The 26,261-nt window shown below is 39.6% G+C and carries 23 protein-coding genes, 1 tRNA gene and 2 pseudogenes; 16 read left to right on the forward strand and 10 right to left on the reverse strand.

Annotated elements, in window-relative coordinates; translation table 11 throughout:
* Positions 1 to 15: 15 nt before the first annotated feature.
* The 10 genes and pseudogenes from VY86_RS16860 to VY86_RS16905 form a co-directional block, all read left to right on the forward strand.
* A pseudogene (locus VY86_RS16860) lies at positions 16 to 645 on the forward strand (NAD(P)-dependent oxidoreductase); the annotation flags it as partial.
* 69 nt (positions 646 to 714) lie between these two features.
* Positions 715 to 1,278 carry a cob(I)yrinic acid a,c-diamide adenosyltransferase gene (cobO, locus tag VY86_RS16865; protein WP_046975805.1) on the forward strand — a complete coding sequence of 188 codons (564 nt, stop codon included), beginning with the start codon at positions 715 to 717 and terminating at the stop codon, positions 1,276 to 1,278.
* A 499-nt stretch (positions 1,279 to 1,777) separates the two neighbouring features.
* Positions 1,778 to 2,416, forward strand: a complete 639-nt coding sequence (locus VY86_RS16870; RefSeq protein ID WP_021324527.1) for an adhesin — start codon at positions 1,778 to 1,780, stop codon at positions 2,414 to 2,416.
* 938 nt (positions 2,417 to 3,354) lie between these two features.
* On the forward strand, positions 3,355 to 3,933 hold the full coding sequence (locus tag VY86_RS16875; protein WP_046975806.1) for a gp53-like domain-containing protein: 579 nt from the start codon (positions 3,355 to 3,357) through the stop codon (positions 3,931 to 3,933).
* Between the two features lie 2 nt (positions 3,934 to 3,935).
* The gene (locus tag VY86_RS16880) at positions 3,936 to 4,358 is read left to right on the forward strand and encodes a tail fiber assembly protein (RefSeq protein WP_046975807.1); all 423 of its coding nucleotides are present in this window, start codon (positions 3,936 to 3,938) and stop codon (positions 4,356 to 4,358) included.
* A gap of 325 nt (positions 4,359 to 4,683) precedes the next feature.
* A complete protein-coding gene (locus tag VY86_RS22685) occupies positions 4,684 to 6,387 on the forward strand; it encodes a pyocin knob domain-containing protein (RefSeq protein ID WP_158019978.1) in 1,704 nt (567 codons plus the stop codon).
* Between the two features lie 5 nt (positions 6,388 to 6,392).
* Positions 6,393 to 6,926 carry a tail fiber assembly protein gene (locus VY86_RS26025; protein WP_046975808.1) on the forward strand — a complete coding sequence of 178 codons (534 nt, stop codon included), beginning with the start codon at positions 6,393 to 6,395 and terminating at the stop codon, positions 6,924 to 6,926.
* Between the two features lie 355 nt (positions 6,927 to 7,281).
* Positions 7,282 to 8,265: a tail fiber protein gene (locus tag VY86_RS16895; protein ID WP_046975809.1), complete on the forward strand. Its 984-nt coding sequence runs from the start codon at positions 7,282 to 7,284 to the stop codon at positions 8,263 to 8,265.
* Positions 8,266 to 8,578: 313 nt separating this feature from the next.
* Positions 8,579 to 9,433, forward strand: a complete 855-nt coding sequence (locus VY86_RS26030) for a gp53-like domain-containing protein (protein WP_228940447.1) — start codon at positions 8,579 to 8,581, stop codon at positions 9,431 to 9,433.
* 402 nt (positions 9,434 to 9,835) lie between these two features.
* The gene (locus VY86_RS16905; RefSeq protein WP_046975810.1) at positions 9,836 to 10,585 is read left to right on the forward strand and encodes a phage tail protein; all 750 of its coding nucleotides are present in this window, start codon (positions 9,836 to 9,838) and stop codon (positions 10,583 to 10,585) included.
* Between the two features lie 229 nt (positions 10,586 to 10,814).
* On the opposite strand, the gene VY86_RS16910 is transcribed toward VY86_RS16905, so the two are convergent.
* From VY86_RS16910 to VY86_RS16920, 3 genes are all read right to left on the reverse strand, one after another.
* Positions 10,815 to 10,891, reverse strand: a tRNA-Pro gene (locus VY86_RS16910).
* A 75-nt stretch (positions 10,892 to 10,966) separates the two neighbouring features.
* Positions 10,967 to 12,706 carry an LPS biosynthesis-modulating metalloenzyme YejM gene (gene yejM / locus VY86_RS16915; RefSeq protein WP_046975811.1) on the reverse strand — a complete coding sequence of 580 codons (1,740 nt, stop codon included), beginning with the start codon at positions 12,704 to 12,706 and terminating at the stop codon, positions 10,967 to 10,969.
* A 32-nt stretch (positions 12,707 to 12,738) separates the two neighbouring features.
* Positions 12,739 to 12,966, reverse strand: a complete 228-nt coding sequence (locus VY86_RS16920) for a YejL family protein (RefSeq protein ID WP_046975812.1) — start codon at positions 12,964 to 12,966, stop codon at positions 12,739 to 12,741.
* A gap of 273 nt (positions 12,967 to 13,239) precedes the next feature.
* Here VY86_RS16920 and yejK point away from each other — a divergent pair, with 273 nt between their 5' ends.
* Positions 13,240 to 14,244, forward strand: a complete 1,005-nt coding sequence (yejK, locus tag VY86_RS16925; protein WP_046975813.1) for a nucleoid-associated protein YejK — start codon at positions 13,240 to 13,242, stop codon at positions 14,242 to 14,244.
* Between the two features lie 71 nt (positions 14,245 to 14,315).
* Here yejK and rplY read toward each other — a convergent pair whose 3' ends face one another.
* Positions 14,316 to 14,600, reverse strand: coding sequence for a 50S ribosomal protein L25 (gene rplY, locus VY86_RS16930; protein WP_021324543.1), 285 nt, complete (start codon positions 14,598 to 14,600; stop codon positions 14,316 to 14,318).
* A 147-nt stretch (positions 14,601 to 14,747) separates the two neighbouring features.
* A complete protein-coding gene (gene radD / locus VY86_RS16935) occupies positions 14,748 to 16,505 on the reverse strand; it encodes a DNA repair helicase RadD (RefSeq protein ID WP_046975814.1) in 1,758 nt (585 codons plus the stop codon).
* A gap of 276 nt (positions 16,506 to 16,781) precedes the next feature.
* Between radD and rsuA the strand changes: the two genes are divergently transcribed.
* The 3 genes from rsuA (at position 16,782) to VY86_RS16950 (ending at position 20,081) form a co-directional block, all read left to right on the forward strand.
* Positions 16,782 to 17,489, forward strand: coding sequence for a 16S rRNA pseudouridine(516) synthase RsuA (gene rsuA / locus VY86_RS16940; protein ID WP_046975815.1), 708 nt, complete (start codon positions 16,782 to 16,784; stop codon positions 17,487 to 17,489).
* A 176-nt stretch (positions 17,490 to 17,665) separates the two neighbouring features.
* Positions 17,666 to 18,859 carry a Bcr/CflA family multidrug efflux MFS transporter gene (locus VY86_RS16945; RefSeq protein ID WP_046975816.1) on the forward strand — a complete coding sequence of 398 codons (1,194 nt, stop codon included), beginning with the start codon at positions 17,666 to 17,668 and terminating at the stop codon, positions 18,857 to 18,859.
* Between the two features lie 877 nt (positions 18,860 to 19,736).
* A complete protein-coding gene (locus tag VY86_RS16950; RefSeq protein WP_046975817.1) occupies positions 19,737 to 20,081 on the forward strand; it encodes a YejG family protein in 345 nt (114 codons plus the stop codon).
* A gap of 62 nt (positions 20,082 to 20,143) precedes the next feature.
* Here the strand turns inward: VY86_RS16950 and mepS are convergent, their stop codons facing one another.
* Together mepS and VY86_RS16960 are read right to left on the reverse strand one after the other, a co-directional pair.
* Complete coding sequence (gene mepS / locus VY86_RS16955; RefSeq protein ID WP_046975818.1) at positions 20,144 to 20,737, reverse strand: bifunctional murein DD-endopeptidase/murein LD-carboxypeptidase; 594 nt, start codon at positions 20,735 to 20,737, stop codon at positions 20,144 to 20,146.
* A 357-nt stretch (positions 20,738 to 21,094) separates the two neighbouring features.
* Positions 21,095 to 21,625 (reverse strand): annotated as a pseudogene (locus VY86_RS16960) (phosphatase PAP2 family protein).
* Between the two features lie 440 nt (positions 21,626 to 22,065).
* Here VY86_RS16960 and VY86_RS16965 point away from each other — a divergent pair.
* Entirely contained in the window at positions 22,066 to 22,383 is a 318-nt protein-coding gene (locus VY86_RS16965; protein ID WP_228939745.1) for a hypothetical protein, read from the forward strand.
* Positions 22,384 to 22,614: 231 nt separating this feature from the next.
* Here the strand turns inward: VY86_RS16965 and yeiP are convergent, their stop codons facing one another.
* The 3 genes from yeiP to VY86_RS16980 form a co-directional block, all read right to left on the reverse strand.
* Complete coding sequence (gene yeiP, locus VY86_RS16970; protein WP_046975819.1) at positions 22,615 to 23,187, reverse strand: elongation factor P-like protein YeiP; 573 nt, start codon at positions 23,185 to 23,187, stop codon at positions 22,615 to 22,617.
* A 133-nt stretch (positions 23,188 to 23,320) separates the two neighbouring features.
* On the reverse strand, positions 23,321 to 24,580 hold the full coding sequence (mtr, locus tag VY86_RS16975; protein WP_046975820.1) for a tryptophan permease: 1,260 nt from the start codon (positions 24,578 to 24,580) through the stop codon (positions 23,321 to 23,323).
* A gap of 115 nt (positions 24,581 to 24,695) precedes the next feature.
* Positions 24,696 to 25,115, reverse strand: coding sequence for a nucleotide triphosphate diphosphatase NUDT15 (locus tag VY86_RS16980; protein ID WP_046975821.1), 420 nt, complete (start codon positions 25,113 to 25,115; stop codon positions 24,696 to 24,698).
* Positions 25,116 to 25,316: 201 nt separating this feature from the next.
* Here VY86_RS16980 and fruK point away from each other — a divergent pair, with 201 nt between their 5' ends.
* Positions 25,317 to 26,255 carry a 1-phosphofructokinase gene (fruK, locus tag VY86_RS16985; RefSeq protein WP_046975822.1) on the forward strand — a complete coding sequence of 313 codons (939 nt, stop codon included), beginning with the start codon at positions 25,317 to 25,319 and terminating at the stop codon, positions 26,253 to 26,255.
* Positions 26,256 to 26,261 lie beyond the last annotated feature (6 nt).

Below are 26,261 nucleotides of genomic sequence, written 5' to 3' on the forward strand. Positions count from 1 at the left end.
GGAGAGGGGATCATGCTGGATTATTTGCCGATGTTTTGTCAGATTCGGGATAAAACTTGCCTATTGGTTGGGGGAGGTAAGGTGGCCGAACGCAAAGCGCGTCTATTATTGGATGCCGGTGCGCGTCTGCTGGTTAATGCACGGGAGTTCACTGCGCAATTCCAGATTTGGCAAGATGCGGGTCAAGTGACATTGATTCGTGGTGAGTTTGAGCCTGATTGGCTTGATCTCTGCTGGTTGGTGATTGCTGCGACCAATGATGCAGCAGTTAATGGTTATGTCAGTGATTGTGCAACGGAGCGTCATATTTTCTGCAATGTGGTGGATGAACCACAGCAGGCGAGTTTTATTACACCATCAGTCATTGATCGCTCGCCGCTGGTGATTGCTATCTCTTCCGGGGGTAATGCACCGGTATTGGTCAGGTTATTGCGTGAAAAACTGGAACGGCTGTTACCGATGCATCTTGGTCGCCTGGCTGCTTACGGCGGGACACTTCGCCAGCGGGTAAAACGGCATTTTCATCATCTGGCGGCCCGCTGTCGCTTTTGGGAACAGTTTTTTACCAGTGAGCCGTTGACGCAATCGTTGATCAGCCAAGATTATCAACAAGTTGAGCGTGTAACAGAAACACTGTTCTCTGAGTTATCTCAAGCAGATTCGAACAAAACAGATAACTGCTCTTTGACTGACTAACATACTGGAGTGATAAAAATGAGTGAGGAGCGGTATAAACAGAGAAAACAGCGGCAAAAAGAGAGATTTATGGCACAAGTTGCAGCCGCTCAGGAGAAGCGTGGGATCGTAATCATCTATACCGGCAATGGTCAAGGGAAAACAACTGCCGCTATGGGAACGGTTACGCGGGCGTTGGGGCATGGATTAAAGGCCGGGGTTATCCAGTTTGTTAAAGGAAGATGGTCAGGCGGTGAGGGGGCTTTGCTGGAACAACATGGGTTAGAGTGTCAACTCATGCCGATAGAATTTACCGGTGAAATGCGAAATCATGCCAAGGAAATAGCTGCTTGCACGGGTGTTTGGCAACATGCGCTGCGAATGATGCGTGATCCTGCGTTATCATTGGTAGTGCTTAGTGAATTGGCTTGTATGATAAATAGTGGTTATCTGTTACTTGATGAAATTATCAAGGCACTAAACGAGCGGCCAATCGATCAGACAGTCATCATTACCGGACGAGATTGCGATCCTGCATTGATTGAATTGGCCGATACGGTCAGTGAAATGCGTGCTGTAAAACATGTTCTCAAGGGGAATTAAATTTTCCCTATCATTTATAAGATGTTAATTTTTCTTCTCTAAATAATAGAGGGTGGATAATCGTTCATTATTTATTTTTACTGAGATTAATTATATGGAAATATTATTTTTAAAGTAATGAAAATATATGTAAATAATATGTTTTCAGCTAATCAATTGTAATGATCTTGATAGGGTATATATTCCACAAAGCTTAATGATACATTAAATAAATTCCATGAAATATATTCTGCGATCTAATAATTTTAATTTGTTTACAAGTTGGAATTTCTATCTAATATTGTCGGTGAAAAAATTAACGTTAATTTTTGTTTTAATATATGGAATAAATTCGTGTAATCCATATCACGTTCTGTTGTACTCATTATTAAGTTTCAAACAGAGCATATACCCAATAGATTTCAAGTTGCAGCGCGGCGGCAAGTGAACGCAGCCAACAAAGCAGCAACTTGAAAGATGAAGGGTATAGTTATTTAACTTATAAATTAAGAGATATAATATGTCTATTGAAAATACCAATGTAGCTGATCAAATAACTGGCAAAGATTCAGTTGTACTTGGACATGCAGAAGCGCCGGCAGTACATTCTATCGCGATTGGTGCTTCGCCCCGGAATTCTAAAACAATCAGTGAAGCCGCTATTGCTATTGGGCAAAATCAACTTGCGGGTAAACAAGGTGATGTGAAGGTGGTTTGGCCAATTGCGATTGGTGCTGATTCTATATCCAGTGGCCTGGCTTCTATCGCTTTAGGGCAAAAGGTAACAGCCAGTGCGGCTCAGGCAGTGGCGATTGGTCAACACTCCTCTGCAACAGAACAAGGGAGCGTTGCATTAGGTGCAGATTCAATTGCTAATAAACCGAATGTTGTTTCTGTAGGAAAAACGGGCCATGAACGTAAGATTGTGCATGTTGCTGCCGGGGATATTTCAAATCACAGTACTGACGCGGTTAATGGTCAGCAATTACATGCTGAATCGGCAAAGCTTGAAATATTATTGGATGCAAAGAATAAGCAACTGGAAGAGAGAATTGAAACTCTGGAAAGTGATGTAGCCAATTTGACTCTGCTGATTCAGAATAGTGTGGATGATGTTGCATTATTGAAGAAACGACTGCTTGATGCATTAAGTTATTAATGTAAGTTAACTATTGTCTTATACATTCTTGGTCATTAGGCAAAGAATTTTGACCCGCTCCGCAGCATAAAAGCCAGTTCGAAACTGGCTTTTCACTCATCGGATAAAAACTTAAAGAAAACGAGGTGTTGACAGATAGATAACAACGCCGTGAACACTTGAGATAAAAGATTTGACAGATTTCATGATAGGTTCTCTTTATTGGTAGAATGTGATTTGTTTCACGAAAATCTAAATTATGGCAGTGATTTTAATCAGAAAAACTTCAGAGTCAAGTTGTTTTTAAAAATTATTTTAAGGATTAAAATAATTTTGTATGGTGCTTTAAGTAGCAGGAAGCTTGCATCTTATGGAGATAGAATGCTGATCGGTGGTGCAGACGCGGTGAGGTATAAGCCGAGGCAAGGTTTTTTGTGTTTAAGCAGATAAGACTTTTTGTTGTTTCCAGTGAGATAATGAATATATGCTGGTTTTTATCTGGGGAATTTAACCTAGCATTTACCTTGGTAAATTAAATATTGATATTTGCCGGAGGTGTGAAAATAATAAGCTAATCTCGTGGTTATATTAGTATTAAATGATAAACAAACTAAATATTTTTAGGAATATATAAAATCTTAACATTAATAGTTAGGTTGGTGAATTATGAACTAATACATTGATGTACTTGGGTAAGTATAATAATGATGAATAACGTTTAGAAGTTTAATTTTAATACAATGGATATGTTTTATTTTTGGTATGTTTTTAATTTCAATGTGTTGGGTTGTTTATTACTGTCAGTTATACAAAAAATAGTTAACCTTCTTAGTCATAAAAAAATTTCATTATTCTTTTTATGAATTAGACTGTTATTGATGTAAATTGTGAGAAATCATCTTTGCAATAGTTCAGTCTGTTTTTATGTAATAATATTATTTAATTTAAGGGGGATGTATATGAGTGAAAAAAATGATTTTAAAGTTTTTGCTGTTAGTAATAATGCTAATGTAATAAGTCAAGAAAGATATGAAGAAAGTCAGAGTTTGCAGACTGGGTTCCCACCAGAGAATATTCCCATTCATGTATTAAATAAAGTGTTACGTCAATCGTCAACGATATCGTCTGTAGTTGCTAATTTTATTGCGACACAATCTGGTGATAATGTTCTTGATGATGGTGATATAGCCAAACTTACTGCACAATTAGATAAAGCTTTGGGACAAAAAATTAAAACAGCATTTGATAGGAGTAAAGCGCTGCTCTCTGCGAATGGATGGTGGAAATGTGGCGACACTGGAATAATTATTCAGTGGGGGCAAGAAAATGCTTCAATAAGTAGAAGTGATTACAGAAATTTCACGATTCCATTTCCTAATGCTTGTGGTCAGATTGTTGCAACCTATTCCAGTTTCGATAATTACGGGTTTGGTGTTGCTGCTTTAGCTGTCTCTGCGAGTCAATTTATTCTAACGTGCAGAAATGCTAGAGGATCTTTAGTGAGTTGTTCGGTTAGATATTTAGCGATAGGATATTAATTATGTATTATTATAGTGCGAAAACAAATGCATTTTACCCTGTAGAATTGAAACTGGATTATATTGCTTCTGGTTCATTGCCCGATGATATTATAGAGGTTAGTGATGATATTTATCAAGAGTATGCCGCTAATACTGCACCAGAAGGAAAATATCGTATAGCGGGTAAAAATGGTTTACCGGAATGGGCAGATATTCCTCCACCAACAAAAGAAGAATCGCAGAATTATGCTGAAGATAAAAAACAACAATTTATGATGAAAGCCAGTGAGAGAATAGCTCCACTACAAGATGCTGTTGATTTAGGCATTGCAACAGAAGCTGAAAAGGAGGCTTTATTATCATGGAAGAAATATAGAGTGATGCTGAATAGGATCGATATTAAACAGGCTCCTAATATTGAATGGCCGGAAGAGTTAAAATAATGAAAATAGCCTGAATAAACAGGCCATTCATACAATGTTTTATTGTTGTTGTAATTATAATACTGAAAGATTCAGTCTGATATATGAAAACGATGGAATAGTTTCATGTATTGAATGTCAATTGGTTAGATATATTTCCAGTTGCAATTTGTTTGGCTGTTTATTGCTTTTAATTATACAAAAATAATTATTCTTCTAAGTTATAAGAACATTTTGTTATTGTTTTGATGAACTAAACTATGATTGCCGTAAATTATGAAGGATTGCTTTAACAATTATCAAACATATTAGTTGTGAATAATGCTATTTAATTTAAGGAGTATATATGAGTGCCAAGAATGATTTTAAGGCTTTTTCTATTGGTAATAGCGCTAATATAGTGAACCAGGAAAAGTATGAAGGACACCAGAGCTTGCAGACTGGATTTACACTAAATGATATTCCTGCTGATCTATTAAACAAGGTATTACGTCAATCATCGACAGTAGCATCTATGATAGCTAATTTTATCGCGACGCAATCTGGCGATGATGTTTTAGATGATGGTGATATAGCTAAACTCACCGAGCAATTAAATAGGGCTTTAGAAAAAGAAATTGCAACAAAAGCGCCAAATGCCTCATTAACACAAAAAGGTGTTGTTCAGCTTACCGATGTATTGGGCAATAGTGACACATTAGCTGTTACGCAAAAGCTTATTCAGGAAATAATAAATTCATTACGCGACAATATTAATGCCAAGGTACACAATACCCGAAAAGTGAACGGGAAAGTATTAGCTGAGGATATCAATATTACTTCTCAGGATATCTTGGCTGGGCAGGCGATTAATTTAGGTAATAATGCGGATTTGGATAGTTACAAAACACCAGGAATTTATTATCAAGAATATAATTCCAGTGCCCAAAGTGGAATTAATTACCCTGAGCCGTTCGCGGGTTCGCTTGTTGTATTGAAAGCGGCTGGGGTCGTTCAACGTTATTTCGTCTATAACAGCAGTCGGATATATACACGCAGCCAGTTTCATGATAATCCATGGACCCCTTGGGTTAGAGAATATAACGCAGTGAATAAACCTACTGCTGAGGATGTTGGAGCGTATACAAAAGCAGATTCTGATGCCCGATATATTACAGGGATCCGCAAAGTCAATGGAAAGGCTTTAGCTGCGGATATCAATATTACTTCTCAGGATATCTTGGCTGACCAGGCGATTAATTTAGGTGGTAGTGCGAATTTGGATAGCTACAAAATCCCGGGGATTTATTATCAAGATTCTAATGCTCATGCCAAAAATGGCAGTAATTACCCTGAGCCGTTCGCGGGTTCGCTTGTCGTGTTGAAAGCGGCTGGAGTTATTCAACGTTATTTCGTCTATAACAGCAGTCGGATATATACACGCAGCCAGTTTCATGATAATCCATGGACCCCTTGGGTTAGAGAATATAACGCGGTAAATAAACCTACCGCTGAAGATGTTGGAGCGTATACAAAAGCAGACTCTGATGCTCGATATATTACAGGGATCCGCAAAGTCAATGGGAAAGCTTTAGCTGCGGATATCAATATTACTTCTCAGGATATCTTGGCTGGGCAGGCAATTAATTTAGGTGGTAGTGCGAATTTAGATAGCTACAAAACACCGGGAATTTATTATCAAGAATCCAATGCTCATGCCAAAAATGGCAGTAATTACCCTGAACCGTTCGCGGGTTCACTTATTGTATTGAAAGCAGCCGGCGTCATTCAACGTTATTTCGTCTATAATAGCAGCCGGGTATATACACGTAGCCAGTTCCATGACAATCCATGGACACCTTGGGCTCAGGAATATAATACATTAAATAAACCTTCTGCTAATACTATTGAAGAGCATACAAAAGCCGAATCGGACAATCTTTATATTACTGGCGTCCGTCTTGGTGCTAAAATTTATAGCAAAGATGGAGATGATTCTGCCGATATGCTTTATTCTAGCCCTATGCAGTTTTCTAGTAATGGTCAATGGTTCACTATCGTGCGAGGATAATAATAATGAATTTAATAAATGTTGGTCCATTTAAACAATATATACCTGACAGTGAAAACGCTATTCAATTTGCACTTTATCTTCAAGATAAGCAGGGCAATGATTGGTATAGATCTCAAAGTCAATTTTCAATAGATACATTAAAAATTATGTATGATGCGACAGGCCTCATTCGTGCAATAACGACTGATGTATCTAAACTTGCGCCACTTGGTTTTTCCGTCGCAGAAATTAATAAGAATGATGCTCCTATAAGGTTTGATGAGAAAACCAAAGAGAAATGGATATTTGACGGTCAGAAAATATTACTTTATGTTGCGACTAAAGAAGAATTAATACAGCAAGCAGAATATGAGAAATTTCAACTACTGACTAAAGTTAATAATATCGTTACGCCACTACAAGATGCTGTTGATTTAGATATTGCTACAGAAGCTGAAAAAGAGGCTTTATTAGCATGGAAGAAATATAGAGTGATGTTGAACAGAGTTGATATTTCATTGGTCCCTAATGTTGAGTGGCCGGAGCAGCCGAAATAATGAAAATGGTTTGAATGGACAAGCTATTTGTACAATGATTTTGTTGATGTTAAGAGACTGAAAGATTCAACCTGAAACTTGAAATAGGAGGTAAGAAATAAGAGAGGGGAGAGAAGAATAATTTATTGATATTGAATTGCTTATTGCAATCAATTATAAAAAAATTATTAACATTATAAGTTATAAGAATATCTAATTAACCTAATAAAGTATCTGAGGCACGATCAGAGTATTTGCAAAAACTCTGATCGTGGAGATTCTCTGGCATGATTAACTTAGGTGCCTCTGAATTGACTATTCTTAAATAGAGATAGGATTAATTATAAAATAATATTATTTAATTTAAGGAATTTATATGAGTCTCAAGAATGATTTTAAAGCTTTCTCTATTAGTAATAATGCTAATGTTGTCAGTCAGGAAAGATATGAAGAGAGTAAGGATCTGCTGACTGGATTTCCACCAAATGATGTTCCCACTCATTTATTAAATAAAATATTGCGTCAATCATCAACTATAGCATCTGTTGTGGCTAATTTTATTGCGGAACAATCTGGTGATGATGTTCTGGATAATGGGGATATAGCTAAACTTACCGAGCAATTAAATAAGGCTTTGGAACAAAAAAGTACAACAAAAGTTCCAGATGCCTCATTAACACAGAAAGGCGTTGTTCAGCTTACCGATGTGGTAGGTAATAGTGACACATTAGCGGTTACACAAAAGCTTGTTCAGGAAATAATAAATTCATTGCGTGAAAATATTAATGTCAAAGTACCTAATACTCGGAAAATCAACGGGAAGATGTTGACTGAGGATATTGTGCTTTCCGCGATTGATATCGGAGCAAAACGGCCGGGTGATATTTATTTATCTGCACATCCGGCATCAGATTTGGCTAAAGGAGAGTATATTGCGGATGGGACTATTCACACGATTGATTCAACTGTTGGTAGGGCATTGAATAATTTATCTGATGCATATAAGGCCGCATGGGGAATTAAGCAGAATGGTGATAAAATCAACCTCCCTAATCTGTTTGCTGATGGACGAGGGGTATTTATGCGTGCTGGATTGACACCTGGTGTGATACAGGGAGATGCGATTAGAAATATTACAGGTAATGTGGGGTGGCGGTCTCATGGACTTTTTACTCGTGTCAGTGGGGCATTTTATGGTGTTAAGTGTAACACTAATATAGTTGTTGCGGGAACGGTAGATAATAGCCAACATTCATATTCAGCATATGTCACTTTTGATGCATCAACAGTTGTGCCAACGGCAAACGAAAACCGGCCACTCAATGTTAGTATGATTCCTGTAATTTATTTGGGAGTATAAGACAATAATAAATTATTAACTGATATCCAATGGAAGGAACCACCAAAATAATGAAGATGGCCTGAATAAACAGGCCATTTTTACAGTTATTTTTCTGATGTTATAATTTAAATGTCGAAAGATTCCATCTATAACTTGAGATAAAACTGAATGACTTATTGCTACGAATTATACAAAAACAGTTAACCTTATAAGTAATAAAGATACCTCATTATTCTTTTTCTGAACTAGACTTTGATTGGTGTGAATTGGGGATTATTTTTACAATAATTCAATATATTGATTATAACATCATTTAATTTAAGGAAGGTATATGAGTCCCAAGAATGATTTTAAGGCTTTTTCTATTAGTAATAATGCTAATGTAGCGAGTCAGGGTAGATATGAAGAAAGTAAGGATTTGCTGACTGGGTTTCCGACAAATGATGTTCCTACTCATTTATTAAATAAAGTATTGCGTCAATCGTCAATCATATCATCTGTCGTAGCCAATTTCATTGCGACACAATCTGGTAATGATGTTCTGGATGATGGGGATATAACTAAACTCACCGCACAATTAAATAGAGCTTTAGAACAAAAAACCACAACAAAAGTTCCAGATGCCTCGTTAACCCAAAAAGGCGTTGTTCAGCTGACAAATGTGATTGGCAATAGTGATACATTGGCGGTTACACAAAAGCTTGTTCAGGAAATAATAAATTCATTGCGTGAAGATATTAATAATAGAGTACCTAATATCCGGAAAGTGAATGGGAAGGCGTTAAGCTCGGATATCAGTTTGAATGCCGTGGATATAGGATCATATACCAAAGCAGAAATAGACCACCAAATCAATGCCAGAGGAGCTAAAAATACAGTCTTAAAGTCAGAGAATGGTTGGTGGAAATGTGGTGATACTGGGATAATATTGCAATGGGGAATGTCTAATATTACTTCATATGCCAACCCTAATGTACAGGTTAGTTTCCCAATTCCTTTTCCACAAAAGGTGATTATAGTTGGCCAGCAAGATAGCGGTGGTGGAATTATGACAGCAATTTGGCAGATAAATAATATTCAATTATCAGGCTTCACTGCGGAAAATCTTGGCACCTTGAGTCGCAACTCAAAAGAATTTGGACCGGTAGTTGGGTCAAGATGTGTCTGGTACGCTTGGGGGTTTTAATGCCGGTACATTTCCTAACGATGTGATAAAGGTTAAAGAATTGGTTTTTTTATTGAGTTTGTAGGTAACAATAGGCGTCAAATCAAGGGAGAATAAATAAATTCTCCCGATTGGCTTTTGCTTTAATAAAATTCCAGAAATAAAAAGACAGCCATAAATGTTTGGTGAAAATTAATTGAAAAATAATTTTTAGATATTAAATATAAATTTTTGGTATGTTTTAGACTCCAACACATTGAATTTCTTATTGTTGTCAATTATACAAAAACAGTTAACCTTATAAGCAATAAGAACACCGTATTATTCTCTTTCTGAACTAGACTTTGATTGGTGTGGATTGGGGATTATTTTTACAATAATTCAATGTATTGATTATAACATTATTTAATTTAAGGAAGGTATATGAGTCACAAGAATGATTTTAAGGCTTTTTCTGTTAGTAATGATGCTAATAGAATTAGCCAAGAAAAATATGAAGAAAGTCAAAGTTTGCAGGTAGGGTTTCCACCAGAGAATATTTCTATTCCTGTATTAAATAAGGCGTTATGCCAATCATCGACAATAGCCTCTGTGGTGGCTAATTTTATTGCGGAACAATCTAGCGATGATGTTCTGGATGATGGTGATATAGCTAAACTCACTGAGCAATTAAATAGAGCGTTAGAACAGAAAATTTCAAATATTGCTAACATTCCTGTAGGTGTTCCTGCTCCTTGGCCGACTGCCACACCGCCCGCTGGATGGTTGCAATGTAACGGTGCGGTCTTTGATACGTTGAAATTTCCGAAATTAGCTGAAGCCTATCCTGATGGTAGATTACCTGATTTAAGAGGCGAATTTATTCGAGGTTGGGATGATAGCCGAGGTGTTGATAGTGGCCGTAGAATTCTAACTCCTCAGGGCGATGCCATCAGAAATATCCAAGGTTCGTTTGCTGGCACGATAGCATCAAACTATCATTTGGCAATAAGAGGGGCTTTTTATGCTAGTCAAGTTCTTGGAATAGCGACAGATGGCAGTTTTAAATCGGTAAATAATGTTAACACGGATACTCCATACGGCTTTGGGTTCAACACGGCAAGGGTTGTTCCTGTAGCCTCAGAGAATCGCCCCCGCAATATAGCATTTAACTACATAGTGAGAGCAGCATAATGATCCCCATGTGTGTGGGCTCCTGATGTTGAGTGGCCGGGGTGCTGAAGTGATGGACAGTAATAATTAGATAATTTTATATTTTTAGGTAAGAAAGGCGGGTTTGTGAATGGCTATAAATGCCAGGTTTGAAGTCGGGGTTTTGCCCCAGTTTTTCCCTAATTTTTCCCCAGCCAACCCCCAGGCATAAAAAAACCAACCCTAACAGGTTGGTTTTTCTAGGGAAATTTGGTCGGCATGATAGGATTTGAACCTACGACCCCCGACACCCCATGACGGTGCGCTACCAAGCTGCGCTACATGCCGATAACTTTTATTATACTACTGATTTTATGAATTAAAGCAAGCGCTAAATTTAATGACCGATTGATTTTTAAGCATTTAATTAGCTATAAAATGTTTAACCTCTGTGAGTATCTGTAACAGTTGTGCCAGATTGGGTTTAGCATCTTTGACTTCGTTGCCTTCAAGGTCATATAAGGAATAATCACCGTTTTTATCCAGAAACAGGGTGTTCTCACTGGTTGTGATGATCAGAGAGCCATTATCACCGGTAATAATCCATGGGCTATTACGTTGCGCTGTGAACAGATCTTCGCCTTGAGAGTAATCATCAGGAGAGTTGCTGACATGTAACAAACGCTGCATTAATGTTGTCATGACATCCTGGTGACTTGTCAGCTTATCAATAGTCTGTGATGGTGTTCCTGGCCAATGAATAAGCAGGGGAACATGCATTTGATCACGATTAAATCTGTCATTATTTATCCATTTTGGTGGATGCGTAGCTGCGATTTCACTATGTGCGGCGGTAATAACAATGACCGTATTATTCAGCGCGTTTTTGTTTTTCAGCGTCTCTAATACAGCGCTTATTTGAACATCAAGAGCTGCCGTATTCCCTTCTGAATCAGTTTCATCCAGTCCACTCATTTTCAAGAGCGAGAACCACGGGGCGTTGTTAGTGGGTAAATTTAGCCATTGCTGCCACTGTGCTACCGTAAGTTGATTACTTTGGTTGACCGCTGTGGGCAATGAGTAGTCGGAAAGTAATGCCTGACGATAAAGTGGAGTATTAAATCCTGTAGAGGAGAATAAGCCGAATTGATATCCCTGATGAGTCAGTGCATTAATCAGTGCTGATGATTTACGTCCAGCGAGTATTCCATCCAGATAGCCAGAAGAAATACCATAAAATAGCCCGAATAGGGCGGTATCATTTTGAATGCCATTACTGAAATGTTGATTGAACTGAACGCTGGTTTCTCTGAAATGGGAGAGTACAGGCATATTCTCTGTAATGTCTTTATTATCCAGTCCATCAACCACCAGTATTAACAGGTTGTACCCGCTGCCTTTATCCTGATAAGTCAGATCATTAAGCGGATATTCCACTGTTAATGCAGCAGGATCCCCCTGTTGCATAAGACGGCGCTGATATTCTTGTTGATCCAGCAGGCCATGTTTTTCAAGAAACTTGCGGGCTGTCATTGGATAAGAAAGCGGCAGGTTAGAGCGCTGCACGGTTATCGGACGATAAAAATTAGCATCAGCCCAGATATACATCATATGGGAAGCCAAAAAGGCAGAAATAAGGACGGCAGCCAATGGCTTGCCGAACCGTTGCCGACTCAGGCTGCGTAGTTTCTGCCAACTCCAGGTGCCAAATAACATCTGTACTAGAAAAATGACTGGAATACAGATGAACATAAGTTGCCAGTCCCGCGCCAGTTCCCCTTGATCAGGATTGATAACTAAATCCCAGACTAAAGGTGTCAGGTGAAGGTGGAAACGGTGGTAGATGGTAATGTCGAATATTAACAGTGTCAGCCCGGCTGTGGCGAAAATGGCCGAAAGAAACCTTAGCAGGCGCTGTGACATGACAATAAATGTCAGTGGAAACAGAATGAGCAGGTAAGCGGCAAAAACAATAAAACTAAAGTGCCCAAGCCAACTGGTCAAAGCATAGACACGGCCGAGCAGCGAGCCCGGCCAGTCAGAAACAAACAGGTAACGGCTACCTAATCCAAGACTGAGCAGGATGTTAAACAAGGCAAACCAATGCCCCCAGCTAATCATCTGGGACACTTTTTCTCGATAACGCTGACGGCTAGTCACCATATTTTGTTTACGTTGTGGTCTTTAGTTAAAAATTAATGGGCTTTATCTTCGTTTATTGAAGATTTAAGCGCGTGTGCAAACGAGTCAGTAATATGTCTGCGCTGGGCAGGAGATACACTCGTATTGATTAAATTTGTTACCATATTGCCAAGTACCATCAGAGAAAGGTCTGTCGGCGTATGGTTTTTTTCCAGAACACTGACTAATTCTGTTAATAAACGTTCAACGTGTTCGTCACTATAACGAGATGACTGTGGCATAAATTTAGACTTCCTGAACTAACAAAGCACACTATCTTACCGTATAGGTGCGTGATTTTCTGCTCTTTTGTGGCAAATTAATTCATGGTTAAGATTTTATGTTGCAGTAATAGCGCGTCTTTAACAATTTTCTGATATCTGTCAGTAAATAATAGTTGATGGAACATGGCGAAACATTATTTTTCCCGGGGTTTTTTATTGCAGCAGTGGGTTATCAGTGTTTGAATACGCCGTTAGATGCGAATGAAATAAGCAGCGAAAGGAGTAGAAAGAATGAGTCTGCAAATAGACCAAATTGCCTTGCATCAATTAATCAAGCGTGATGAGCAGACACTGGATGTCGTGCTGCGTGATTCTCTGCTCGCCACCGACCGGGTGGTGGAAGATATGATGGCTGAATTACACCGTGTATATAGCGCAAAAAGCAAAGCTTATGGCCTGTTTAATGAAGAGAGTGAATTGGCTGAAGCGCTCAGACATCAGCGCAACGGTGATGAGGATTTTCTGGGGTTCAGTCGCGCCGCAACGGCACGTCTGAGGGATGAACTGGCAAAATATCCGTTTGCTGAAGGTGGGACTGTCCTGTTCTGTCAGTATCGTTATCTGGCGGTAGAGTATTTGTTGATTGCTGTACTTAATAGCTGTAACAGTATGTCTGTTAACGATAATCTGGATCTAAATACCACGCATTATCTGGATATCCCTCATGCTGATATTGTTGCTCGTATAGATTTGACTGAGTGGGAAACTAATCCTGAATCAAGCCGTTATTTAACGTTTCTGAAAGGGCGGGTAGGACGTAAGGTTTCAGATTTCTTTATGGATTTTCTTGCTGCCAGTGAAGGGATGAATGCTAAGGTTCAGAATAAGGGGCTGTTACAGGCCGTTGATGATTATTGCGAGTCAGGTCAGCTTGATAAAAATGAGCGCCAGGCATATCGCCAGCAAGTATACAGTTATTGTAATGAACAATTGCAGGCAGGAGAGGAAATTGAGATTAAGGCGTTGTCTCAGGAATTGCCAACATTGGGCGAGCAGAATTTCCAGCAATTTTCTCAGGAACAGGGATATGAATTGGAAGCGTGTTTTCCAGCGGATCGCAGTACATTGCGTCAGTTAACTAAATTTGCCGGAAGCGGTGGCGGATTGACAATTAATTTCGATGCAATGTTATTTGGCGAAAGAATTTTCTGGGACCCGGTAACGGACACTTTAACAATTAAGGGCACGCCACCAAATTTACGTGACCAATTACAGCGGCGCAGTGGTGGTCACTGATACCTGAAATAAATAACGCCGCAAATGCGGCGTTATTTACTCGGCGTCCCGAAAAGCTCGACTGTGGCTAATTAAGCACGCAGGAAGTCAATGTGCGCCAGTTTTGGTTTAAACGGATGGCGCTGTACAGCCTGCACTTTAACTTTAGTTTCTTTACCGTCGATAACCAGAGTCAGAACTTCGCTATAAAATTCTGCTTTGTGTTCCATATTGATAACGTGATCGTGATCCAGCTCAACAGAAACAGGCTCCTGGTTGCCACCATATACGATAGCTGGGAACTTGTTAGCTCTGCGCAGGCGGCGGCTCGCACCTTTGCCCTGCTCTTTACGTACTTCTGCATTAATAGTAAACATTATTTTTTCTCTTTAAAGAAGAAAATAAATCCTGCTACAGGCGACCCAGCAGCAGGTTCGAGATTTGGCTTAACGCGGGCGTTAAACGGGCGGCATTCTAGCGAAAAATGGTTGTGACAGCAAATGGAATACGTCAATTGGGGCCTATTAATACAATTCATCTGCTCGACGAAAGCGTCCTTGGTAATCAAAGATCTTTTCACGAATCTGCCAGAACTGACCTTTTTTACGGGCGACGACAAAATCTGGATGACGTAACAAAGGTTGCTGATGAACGATGTCTGAAGCCGTTTTCCAGTTAAAAGGTACCGCCGGGGCACGTTGATGCTGACGGAGAAACTGGTATTCAAAGAGCCGTCGTTGGGCCGGGGTTGTAAGCCGGAAGCGTTCAGAGGCATCGGTGCCATCTTCATCGTAATAGGTGATTTTCAACCATTCACCTTTACTGTCAGTTCCAGGGATGAGTTGCATACCACCGCAACGCAGTACCAGGGCATCTTTGAGTTTTAATGCCGCTTTCAGCATATCATCAGGATCGACCAGCACCTCCTGGCAACGGTGACAACGCCGTGCTGCAATGTCATTTTCTACACCGCAATGGGGACAGAGTTTAAAACGAAAGCGGAAATCGCATTGACGACGTTTGCCGTGTTGATCATTTTCCCAGCCCTGACAGCGGCGTCCAAAATGTTCGATAATTTCACCGTCGGAGGTACATTTGCCCCAAAATATATTGGCAAAGTGACAGATAGGGCAGAATACCTGAACCGGTTGGCTCTGCTTATCTGGCCGACTGTTGCCAACTTCCGGTGTGTAAAGGTCGTGAGGATTTCCTGCGTAGTCGAGAATAAGGCAATCTTTTTTACCCGGAAATAATCTTAAACCACGGCCAATAATCTGCTGATATAAGCTGACGGATTCGGTAGGGCGCAGGATGGCTATTAGGTCGACATGAGGCGCGTCAAATCCGGTAGTTAATACGGCAACGTTAACCATGTAGCGCAATTGTTGAGCTTTAAAGGCTTCGATAAACAAGTCACGATCGGTGATTGATGTATCGGCACTGACTAATGCGGCCTGGCCGGAAGGAAGTAATTGAAAGATCTCTTTGGCATGTTCGACTGTTGCAGCAAAAAGCATAACTCCTTTACGGTCAGCCGAATATTCAATGATCTGCCTGATAATATGAGGTGTGACGCGTTTTTGTCGTTTGATTTCACGGTTCAAATCCGTTTCATTGAAAATACCTTGCTGACTGGAGCGGACCTGGCTGAAATCATATTGCATAACTGGCATATCCAGTCGCTGCGGAGGGATCAGGAAACTGTGCTTAATCATATAACGCAATGGCAATTCATATATGCAATCACGGAAAAAACTATTTTCATCACCACGGATCATACCGTGATAGTGATATTGATATATCCAGCCGATAGCCATTCTATAGGGTGTTGCTGTTAAACCAAGAATACGGAGTTGTGGGTTATTTTGTCTAAGGTGATGAATAATTTGCTGGTACTGGCTGTTTTCATCATCACTGATACGATGGCACTCATCAATTATCAGCAAAGAGAATTGATTATTAAAATGCTCAAGATTACGGGCGATAGATTGCACGCTGCCAAAAACCACTTTTCCTGCACTTTGCTTCTGCTGCAATCCCGCGGAGAAAATATCTGCTTGTAAACCGTATGTGCAATATTTACTGTAATTCTGTGCAACTAATTCCTTTACATGCGCCAATACTAAGACTCTCCCTCGAGCCAATTTTGCCAGTTCAGCAATAACTAGGCTTTTACCTGCTCCGGTTGGTAACACAATGACTGCGGGCTCACGATGGTGCCGGAAATGATTGACTGTGGCGTCCACGGCTTCTTGCTGATAGGGACGTAAAGTGAAAGTCATATTTGTTCCACAACAGAAAAATATTTGCGGAAGAGTAACATTTTTCTTATCAATTTACTGCGGATAGAAGTAAGGTAAGATAATCATCTGATTGAGTGAAACTATAACCCGTTATAACAAATGGATAATTGTTGTTTATAGTAAACGTGGTTATGATTAGCTTTGAAAGCTTTTGAATTCATCTTACATCATCTTTTTTGGTGGTTTTGCGTTGTAGGACCAAGATAGTAGGGTCACGTTTATTTTTGAATTAATTTAATGCAGGTGTCTTCATCCATGCGATTGGATAAATTTCTGTCACAACAGCTTGGTATCAGCCGGAATGAAGTGGGGCGTGAGTTGCGCGCGGGACGTATCACTGTTGATGGTGAGACTGTAAAAACCGGAGCTTATAAATTAGCTCCAGAGCAACAGGTCATGTTTGATGGTTCATTACTGGAACAGCAGCAAGGGCTTCGTTATTTTATGCTAAATAAACCGCAGGGGTATGTCTGCTCCACGGATGATCCGGTAAATCCGACAGTTCTCTATTTTATTGATGAACCGGCGGCGCATAAATTACACTCGGCTGGCAGGCTGGATATGGATACCACGGGGCTGGTTTTGCTGACTGATGATGGTCAATGGTCCCATCGTATTACTGCCCCAAAACATCATTGTGAAAAAACCTATCTGGTCACTCTTGAATATCCTGTTGCAGAAGGGACAGCAGATAAATTTCTTGCGGGTGTCCAACTCAATGGTGAAAAAACACTGACAAAACCCGCTCAACTGGAAATTCTGGTGCCTCAATTAGCTCGTTTGACTATCAGTGAAGGGCGTTACCATCAAGTAAAACGCATGTTTGCAGCGGTAGGTAATCGGGTAACAGAGCTTCATCGTGAGCGAATCGGTGAAATTATCTTAGATCCTGAGTTGGAACCAGGGGAGTACCGACCGTTAACTGAGCAAGAAATTGCCAGTATCAATGTTCCTCAATCTTAGCGCCCATTCCGTTAGCGCTATTTTATTTGCTGTTCTTTGTAGACAAGAGCGAACTTGGGCAGTGCTCAGACAAAAGCGATAGCTTGAGGGTACACGAGTGTGGCCCGCAACAATCATGCCTGCTGGGGCAGGTTCTTAGTTTTAGTTAATCATTTTAAATTATTGGAGTAATACGCGTGCAACAACAACGATCATCCTATTTAGGGTTGATTTTGATCCTTGGACTGCTTTCTATGTTAATGCCTCTTGCCATTGACATGTATTTGCCCAGTTTGCCGACTGTTGCCGAAGATTTCGGTGTTGATAGTGGGCGGGTTCAGATGACATTGAGCAGTTATATTTTTGGTTTTGCTATCGGTCAGATGATATATGGCCCAATGGCTGACAGTTTGGGCCGTAAGCCGGTTATTCTGGGTGGTGTTATTGTGTTTGCTCTGGCTTCAGCCGCGTGTACGATAGCCAAGGATATTGACGATTTTATTTATATGCGGTTTTTGCATGGGTTTTCCGCCGCCGCGGCGAGTGTTGTTATTAATGCTTTGATGCGGGATATGTTCACGAAAGATGAATTTTCACGCAGTATGTCTTTTGTAATATTGGTAATGACCATTGCACCATTAATTGCTCCGATTCTTGGTGGCATGATGATGATTTGGTTCACATGGCATGCTATTTTCTGGAGTATTGCGATCACTGCTGTTATTGGGGTATTCCTTGTCGCTTTCTTTATAAAAGAGACTTTACCGAAAGAGAAAAGACAAAAGTTTCACCTTCGCACAACTATAAGTCAGTTTATTATGCTATTCCGTCAGCGCCGTGTGTTTTGTTACATGCTTGCCAGCGGATTTTCGTTTGCGGGAATGTTTTCTTTTCTCAGTGCTGGGCCGTTTGTTTATATTGAGTTGAATGGTGTGTCGCCGCAGAAATTTGGTTATTATTTTGCGCTTAATATCGTATTTCTGTTTGTGATGACAACAATAAATAGTCGTTATGTACAGCGCTTTGGTGCATTGAGAATGATGTATTTTGGTTTAAGTGTGCAGTTTATTATGGGGATCTGGCTGTTATTGTCTACCGTACTGGATTTTGGTTTTATTTCTCTGGTCATCGGTGTGGCAGCTTATGTCTGTGGTATTGCTATGATTACATCTAATGTAATGGCGGTGGTTTTAGATGGTTACCCGCATATGGCAGGGACAGTATCTTCACTGGCAGGTACCATTCGTTTTGGGATTAGTGCTTTGGTTGGGGTATTACTTGCCATGTTACCTGCGCGCAGTGCCTGGCCAATGGTTGGTTCTATGGTTTTATGTGTTATTTTGGCTGTGCTGTTTGTTATATATGCAAAAAGAGGTCGTGCGTGCCATTGAGGCATAATTTTATTACAGAATGATGTCTGTCTTCGTCAATATATTCCATCTTGACAGGATGATATTTAATATAATTTTTTAAATAACCATTCAGATTAGGGGGTTGTGCCACACTGTGTTATTCGAATATCTATCCAATGAAATGGTATTAACTGTGTGGTATAAAAGCATTTTCTGTATTACTAAAATTATCATTAGAAATACTAATGTTATCAGCGAGATTATTGGGTTGTCTCCCGAATATTAGGGATATTTTGGTGTTGAATGGTTTGATGATATCTATATTCTTCAGGGATGAAGTTATTGCTGTTTTATTCTTTTATGACTTTTTATATGTCGCATTATTGATTTTTATATTCGAATTAGGCTGAGAGATTGAGCTTTAAATGCAAGGAAATTCCGAATTGTTTTTCTGCGGAAATGATTGGTTATTGATGTATTGATAGTGATTATAAGTTTGTTGTTGTATTTTTGTTAAATAAAAAAATATTCAAGGGCGTTATCATTAGGTTGTTATTATTTTTTCCTTATAAAACATATTGTTATCTATTTGTTTTTGCAGTTCTTGTTTGATTTTTATGTTAAAGAGTTGAGTTGAAAAAATAAAATATGTAAACAATAATTAAACATACAGTTGGTTTTTTGCATGAAAACAAGTTGAGTTTTTTTTAAAAAAAGTATAAATATATGCAAAATGCGAGATTGATCTCATTTTTTCTAAGGTGAAGTTTGAAATTAATGTAATACTATAAACACAAATTTAACTTTTTGTTTACCTTTTTTTGGGGGTAGTTATTCGGTTTTGGCGAGTAGAACACCTGAAGATAGTCGCTAACTTTAACTTTTGTATCTATGTTCTTTCAGGTAGGAATAATTTGTGAATAATATTCAGCTTTCGGTGGTACATCGACTACCGCAAAGTTACAGGTGGTCACCCGGTTTTGCGGGTATTAAAGTTGAACCACTTCCAGTTGATGAAGTGAATGTAAAAAGTAGCCTGATGGGGTTGAAGTTACTCAGCCACGAAGATACGGCTGCATGGAATGTTATGCAAAAATTACAGCAATCACTTGCGGATATGCAAATTGAAAGTACTGTGATTGAGTGGGAAGGTCAGCCGTGCTTGTTTGTTGATAGTGAAGACGAGAGTGCGGTTATGTGTCGTTTGAAGACACTTGGTGCTGCGATTGCTGAAAAGATAACAGCTCTTTACCCATTCTGATATAAACGCGAAAAGCGCTTCCTCTGATGGAAGCGCTTTTTTGTACGCAAGGGAAAGGATTCTTAGCCGTTAGGAGGCATTACGGTATTGTTGATGACCCGGCGGCCACCATAATAACGTTTGCTCCAGTATGCGCTGTTTAACGTGGAAACAATCACACCATTGCTGGTGGAGGCATGAATGAATTGGTTATTGCCAACATAGATACCAACATGCCTTGTACGAGCACCCGTCTTAAACAAAACCAGATCGCCAGGACGTAATTTTGAGCGGTCGATTTTTTTGCCAATGTTTTGTTGTTCAAGTGTTGAACGTGGTAGTTCCATGCCAAACTGGTCACGGAAAGTACGTTGAACAAAGCCAGAACAATCAATACCACGCTTAGTGTTGCCGCCGAGTCGATAGGCAACTCCTTTCCAGCCATTGTATTGGCTAAGAATTTTGGATTTTATGTCCAGATTACGGACCAGTGCTTCGAATTCATCCTGAGACGCTTGAAGTAAGAAGCCATTCTTACCGTTTACTGCATGCGTATCAGTTTGTGTATTGCGAAACTTTGAAGAATCTGGCGAGCTGCACGCGGATAAAGTGATCGCTACGAACAGCGCGGGCATCAGCCGCGTAATGTATCTCAGTACCGGTTGAGACTTGACCATTATTTTTGTTTTCCCTTGCTATCCTTACCTTAAGTTGGTCGCTATTATTGAAAAATATCAAACGCTTCGAAGACTGGTGTTAGAAAAAGCAATAAGTAAACAACGCGCTTGGTGCAAAAACGCGCTGGACGCCACGTTTTAAAACGATATTTACAATAAATGTTATTCAGACCGAGATTACAGAAACAATCAGGAAAAGGCGAGTATTTAATGGCATAATTTACAAAAAATTAGATTTCTCAGTACGGGAGATTAGCAATGTTGCTAATTTATGTTATTTATGTGGATCTTATGAGCAAACAGGAGGGTTAAATCCTTCCCAATATTCTTCAGTAAAAAGGGCATGTGAGAAGGGTTTTATACCGGGTGACCAATTTGCGGTAGATTCTTATCTAACCAGTTAATCATTATGTCACTTAATGGTGTTAATAATAACCAACTTGTTCCAATTAGAACCACAGATAAAGAACCGACTACAATATCAGTAAACCAGTGTGCTCCCGCCATAATGCGGGGTAACGCAAATATGACCATAATCAGTAATGCAATGGAGAATGCTTTAACTGAGATATAGCGATGCATGAAGCAGCAGAAAGTGAGTAGCATTAATCCGTGATCGCTTGGAAAACTATCGCCGGATGAATCCTTAGTCATCAGATTAGTCATTTCGCTAATACGATTGATATTATTAAATGTTAATGTCGGGCTTGGACGAATGACAGGGAGCTGATGACCGATTTGGTTAAGTCATTTCTCATCAAAGAAGTAAAAGATTGCAGAGTCGATATTTAACTAAAAACCGTGGTGTTCTGGTAAATACCAGGAGAGAAATAAAACGATCTCTAACAGGTTAAGTATAAATATGGCAAATGGGTGATTGCATGTCATAGAATATCTATTTGTTAAAAAATAAAATTCAGTAATAATCAAGCTTATAATTATGTAGGTTAATATAACAAGTGTTAGGTAATAATGCCATGAATCCAGTTCCTATCATAAGTTAATCTGGTGGTTTTTTTATCTGTTTTATGCTTTTTCCTTCAGATGCTTATTTGATTTGGTAAATATTTATGCTCAATTTTGCCGTTCTTATTGAGTGGTGGTGGGGATATTTAAAGTCATAAATTTTTAATTTATTGATAAATACTTCTGATAATTTTCATGTTAAAAGATGTAAATATTTTAATCAGTTTTAAAAGTTAAAAACAGTGAAAAAACAACAAAAATAGCCGTTACCAATAGCATGGACTCGTAAATTTTTCCGATTTCCAGATTGATTTTACATTTGGAGATCTCAGCAAATAATGCTGTCTTATGGCGAGGGTTTTATGTCTATGTTCCGGGTAATGGTGGGCTGTTTTTTCCTGATGATTCCTGGTGTTGTGAGTAGTGAGTCAGAGACAAGATCAGGTACAGGGGTTATTCACTTTTCAGGTGCAATTGTTGAATCACCGTGTCGTTTTGATTGGTATGATCACTGGACTGATACCACTTGCTGGCGAAAAGGAGATAAAATTACCCAGCGACGAAAATTGGATTTCCAAAATGATGTTTATTTTTATTTACCGCACCAAATTGGTGAAACAGAAATTAAATGGGTGAAAGGAGAAAAGAAAATCGGAATTGTTACAATTTTTTATAATTGATATTAAGAGAAATCTTAAATATTATTTATTCAATACTTAATTGAAGAATATTTGGAATTTTATTTTTCATTTTTGAGCAATGTTAATGAAAGTGAATAGAGAATTTACGCTTGCATTTTATTTGGAAATTAAAATTGTGCCTAAATTATAAAGGAAAGCGAATAATTAATGAAATAATCGAAAATGAGTTGCTCTGTTTTATACAGAGCAACTTAGGATTAGCTAATGTTATTAATCACAACGCCCCATATAGCGACGTTCTGCAATATGGATACGGATTTTTTCGCCATTACTGATATATTCAGGTACTTGAACGATCAGCCCGGTACTCATTCTTGCAGGTTTTGTCCGCGCACTGGCTGAGGCACCTTTAATTCCGGGGGTAGTTTCTTCAATAACCATATCGACTGTTTGCGGCAGTTCAAGGGCAATAACCTGTCCCTCTATTGTCAGCACTTGCATACCCGGCAGGCCACCTTCAGGGATGAATAGCAACTCTTCTTCGATTTGTTCTTTTTGAAAATGATAAGGCGTGAAATCTTCGTCATCCATGAAGACATATTCATCGCCATCAATATAGGAAAAATTAACGCTGCGACGAGTTAGGCTAATCGTATCAATGATATCATCGCCTTTGAAACGTTCTTCCACTTTTTGCCCGGTGCGGATATCGGTAAAACGCATTTTATATAGTGTACTGGCTCCCCGGGCGCTTGGTGCTTGAATATCAATATCTTTGACCAGCAGTAACTTACCATTATAACTGACGGCAATACCGCGTTTAATTTCGTTGGCTTTAGCCATATGTAACCTTCCATAAAACTGGGAGAGAATAACCGGCGACAAAATTACTCGCAGTTAGGGAATTAGGCAAGTGGGGATCAGAAAACCCCGGCGTTTTTTTACGTTGGGGTTTGTAGAAAGAATATCGGGTATATCAGCGATACACGGGCAATAAATCAAAGGAGGCCAGGGTATGAGCTACCGCGTTCATCAAGCCAAACAGAATGATAAATCCGATAAGGAATTTCCCGCCTGGTGCCCGATAACTGGCATCAGGGAAGCGGCGACGGCTTGCCCGCGCCATAAGTGCTGGAACAATAACGGCCCAGATGGTTGCAGCTAATCCAGCAAAGCCGATGGCATACAGAAAACCATTGGGGACCAGTAAAGCTAGCACTGTTGGTGGAATAAATGTCACTAATGCTGATTTTAACCGGCCGGTGTTGTCATCTTTAAAACCGAAGAAATCGGCTATGTAATCAAATAGCCCTAAAGAGACACCAAGAAATGAACTTGCTAATGCCATATAAGAGAAGGCATTTAGAAGCTGGTGAACGGTTTTGCTGTTTGTTGTATTATCCATGTGTTTCAATAAATCACCGATATTCCCACCATCAGCAATAATCTGTTTGAATGCTTCGCGGGGAATATTTCCCTGAATGACATATTGCCACAGGATATAAATAGCTAATGCGATTAATGTACCTAATAACAGGCTGCGAATAACGGCTTTTCTATCTTTATGATAATATTTTACTAAACTTGGGATATTACCATGATATCCGAATGAAACGAGTAAATAGGGCAGAGCGGCTAAAGCGTAAGGCATATAACTTGTTGCTGTGTCGTTTGATATAGCATCCGTCTGATTAAACAGGATGACATATTTAACTTCAGTAAACATGCCGCCAACGGACATAAAAAAAGTAATCACCATACCGCCTATCAAAATTGTGCTCAGACGATCGACAGCTTGAGTCGATAACCAGACAATAAATGCAACGATAAAAGCGAAAATAAAGCCAGCATTTGCCTGTGATATCGAAATAATATTTTCAAAATTGTGGGCAATAATTGAGCCACCGGCTGAAATGTAGGCGTAGGTTAATATATAAAGCACGAATGTAATAGAGATACCATTGATGGCATTCCATCCTTTACCGAGTAAATCTTTAGTCATGGTATGGAAGCTTGCACCTAATGGGTAGTTCAGGTTGGTTTCTAGTATCATTAAGCCGGAAAAATACATACACATCCATGTGTAAACCAGCAGAATAATTGAGCCAGTAAACCAGACACCGGAAGTTGCCACGGGAGTAGAGAACATTCCTGCACCGACAGCAGTACCGGCAATTATCATTGCACCACCCAGTATAGGAGGGCGCTTTAAACTCTGGGGTGTCTCAATGGACATATTAACTCCTGCTGGTATATTGTTTCTTTGTACTAGCTTAAAGATACATTTTTGTCTATAGGGTGTAAATAGACGTCATAAAGGATTATTTGAAATTGAGCTAATATAAGTTAGTTCATTCGGTAAGATAAAAGCGATTCTCGCGCCACATTTTTATAGCATTCCGGCTGGCTTCAAAATGTGGTTCAGGGAGATTATCAGGATTGCACCACATAAGTTGTTCGCATTTTTCCAACTCCATTAATTTTGGCTCACCACCTGGATGTTTTGCCAGCAAACACACCGAAATAGTATGTTTTCCTTCTTGTTGATAAGTTTGGAGATTATTACAAATACCATAGACTTTTGGTGATTGTATCGTCAGACCTGTCTCTTCTTCAACTTCACGGATTGCACATTGTTCAAATGTTTCTCCGGCATCAACATGACCACCAAATATTGACCAGTATGGAGCATGCTCACTGCTGCGTTTTCCAAGTAATACCTGGCCATATTCATTCACAATAACAACGCCAACACCAACAATTACGGACATTTGATATATTCCTTCAGATAAATTTCAGCAAATTAATATCTCTTTTTGAGAAAAATTCAATACTAATCTTACCCGCAAATCAGTTTAAGACAACGATCAATAAAGTATGGAATTTAACTGAAACGATTCAATTTTAATGGTATAAATGGAACTGAAAATTCATAGTAATGATGATTATCTACTTAGGAGACATCGGGCACAATGAGCCGTAGAGTTGCCACTATCACCTTAAATCCAGCTTATGATTTGGTTGGATTGTGCCCGGAAATCGTCAAAGGGGCGATTAATCGTGTGCAAGCAGCCGGATTGCATGCTGCCGGGAAAGGCAATAATGTTGCTAAAGTTTTGCGTGATTTAGGCATTGATGTCACTGTCAGTGGTTTTCTGGGTAGAGAAAATCAGGAAGGATTTCAGCAATTCTTCAGTGAAAATGGCATGGAAAATCGTTTCCATTTAGTGCCGGGCAGAACACGGATTAATGTCAAATTAACAGAAGAAAGCGGTGAAGTGACGGATTTCAACTTCTCTGGTTTTTATGTTGGTGAAGCGGAATGGTCGGAATTTGTTAATGATTCGCTTTCATGGCTTGGACAGTTTGATATGGTTGTTGTCAGTGGTAGCTTACCCACAGGTGTTTCTGCTGAATCGTTTACCGATTGGATGGCCCACTTGCGCCAGCTTTGTCCTTGTATTATTTTCGACAGCAGCCGTGAAGCGTTGGTTGCGGGTTTGAAAGCGTCCCCCTGGTTAGTTAAACCGAATCGTTATGAGCTTGAGGTCTGGGCCGGGCGCCTGTTACCTGAGCTATCCGATGTGATCATGGCAGCACATCAACTCAGGGACCAGGGAATTGCTCATGTCGTTATATCTTTGGGTGAGCAGGGCGCATTATGGGTTAATGCATCTGGAGCATGGTTGGCAAAACCACCGCATTGTAAAGTTGTCAGCACTGTGGGGGCCGGTGATTCAATGGTCGGTGGTTTGGTTTATGGTTTGCTGATGCGGGAATCCAGTGAACACACGTTGCGATTGGCAACGGCTGTGTCGGCGCTTGCCGTTAGTCAGCCTAATGTGGGTATCAGCAATCGCCCTGAATTAGCCGCAATGATGGCTAAAATCGAACTGACACCCGTTAAATGAAAAAGG

Origin of the sequence: Photorhabdus thracensis (assembly GCF_001010285.1) — a bacterium.
GTDB classification, from domain to species: domain Bacteria; phylum Pseudomonadota; class Gammaproteobacteria; order Enterobacterales; family Enterobacteriaceae; genus Photorhabdus; species Photorhabdus temperata.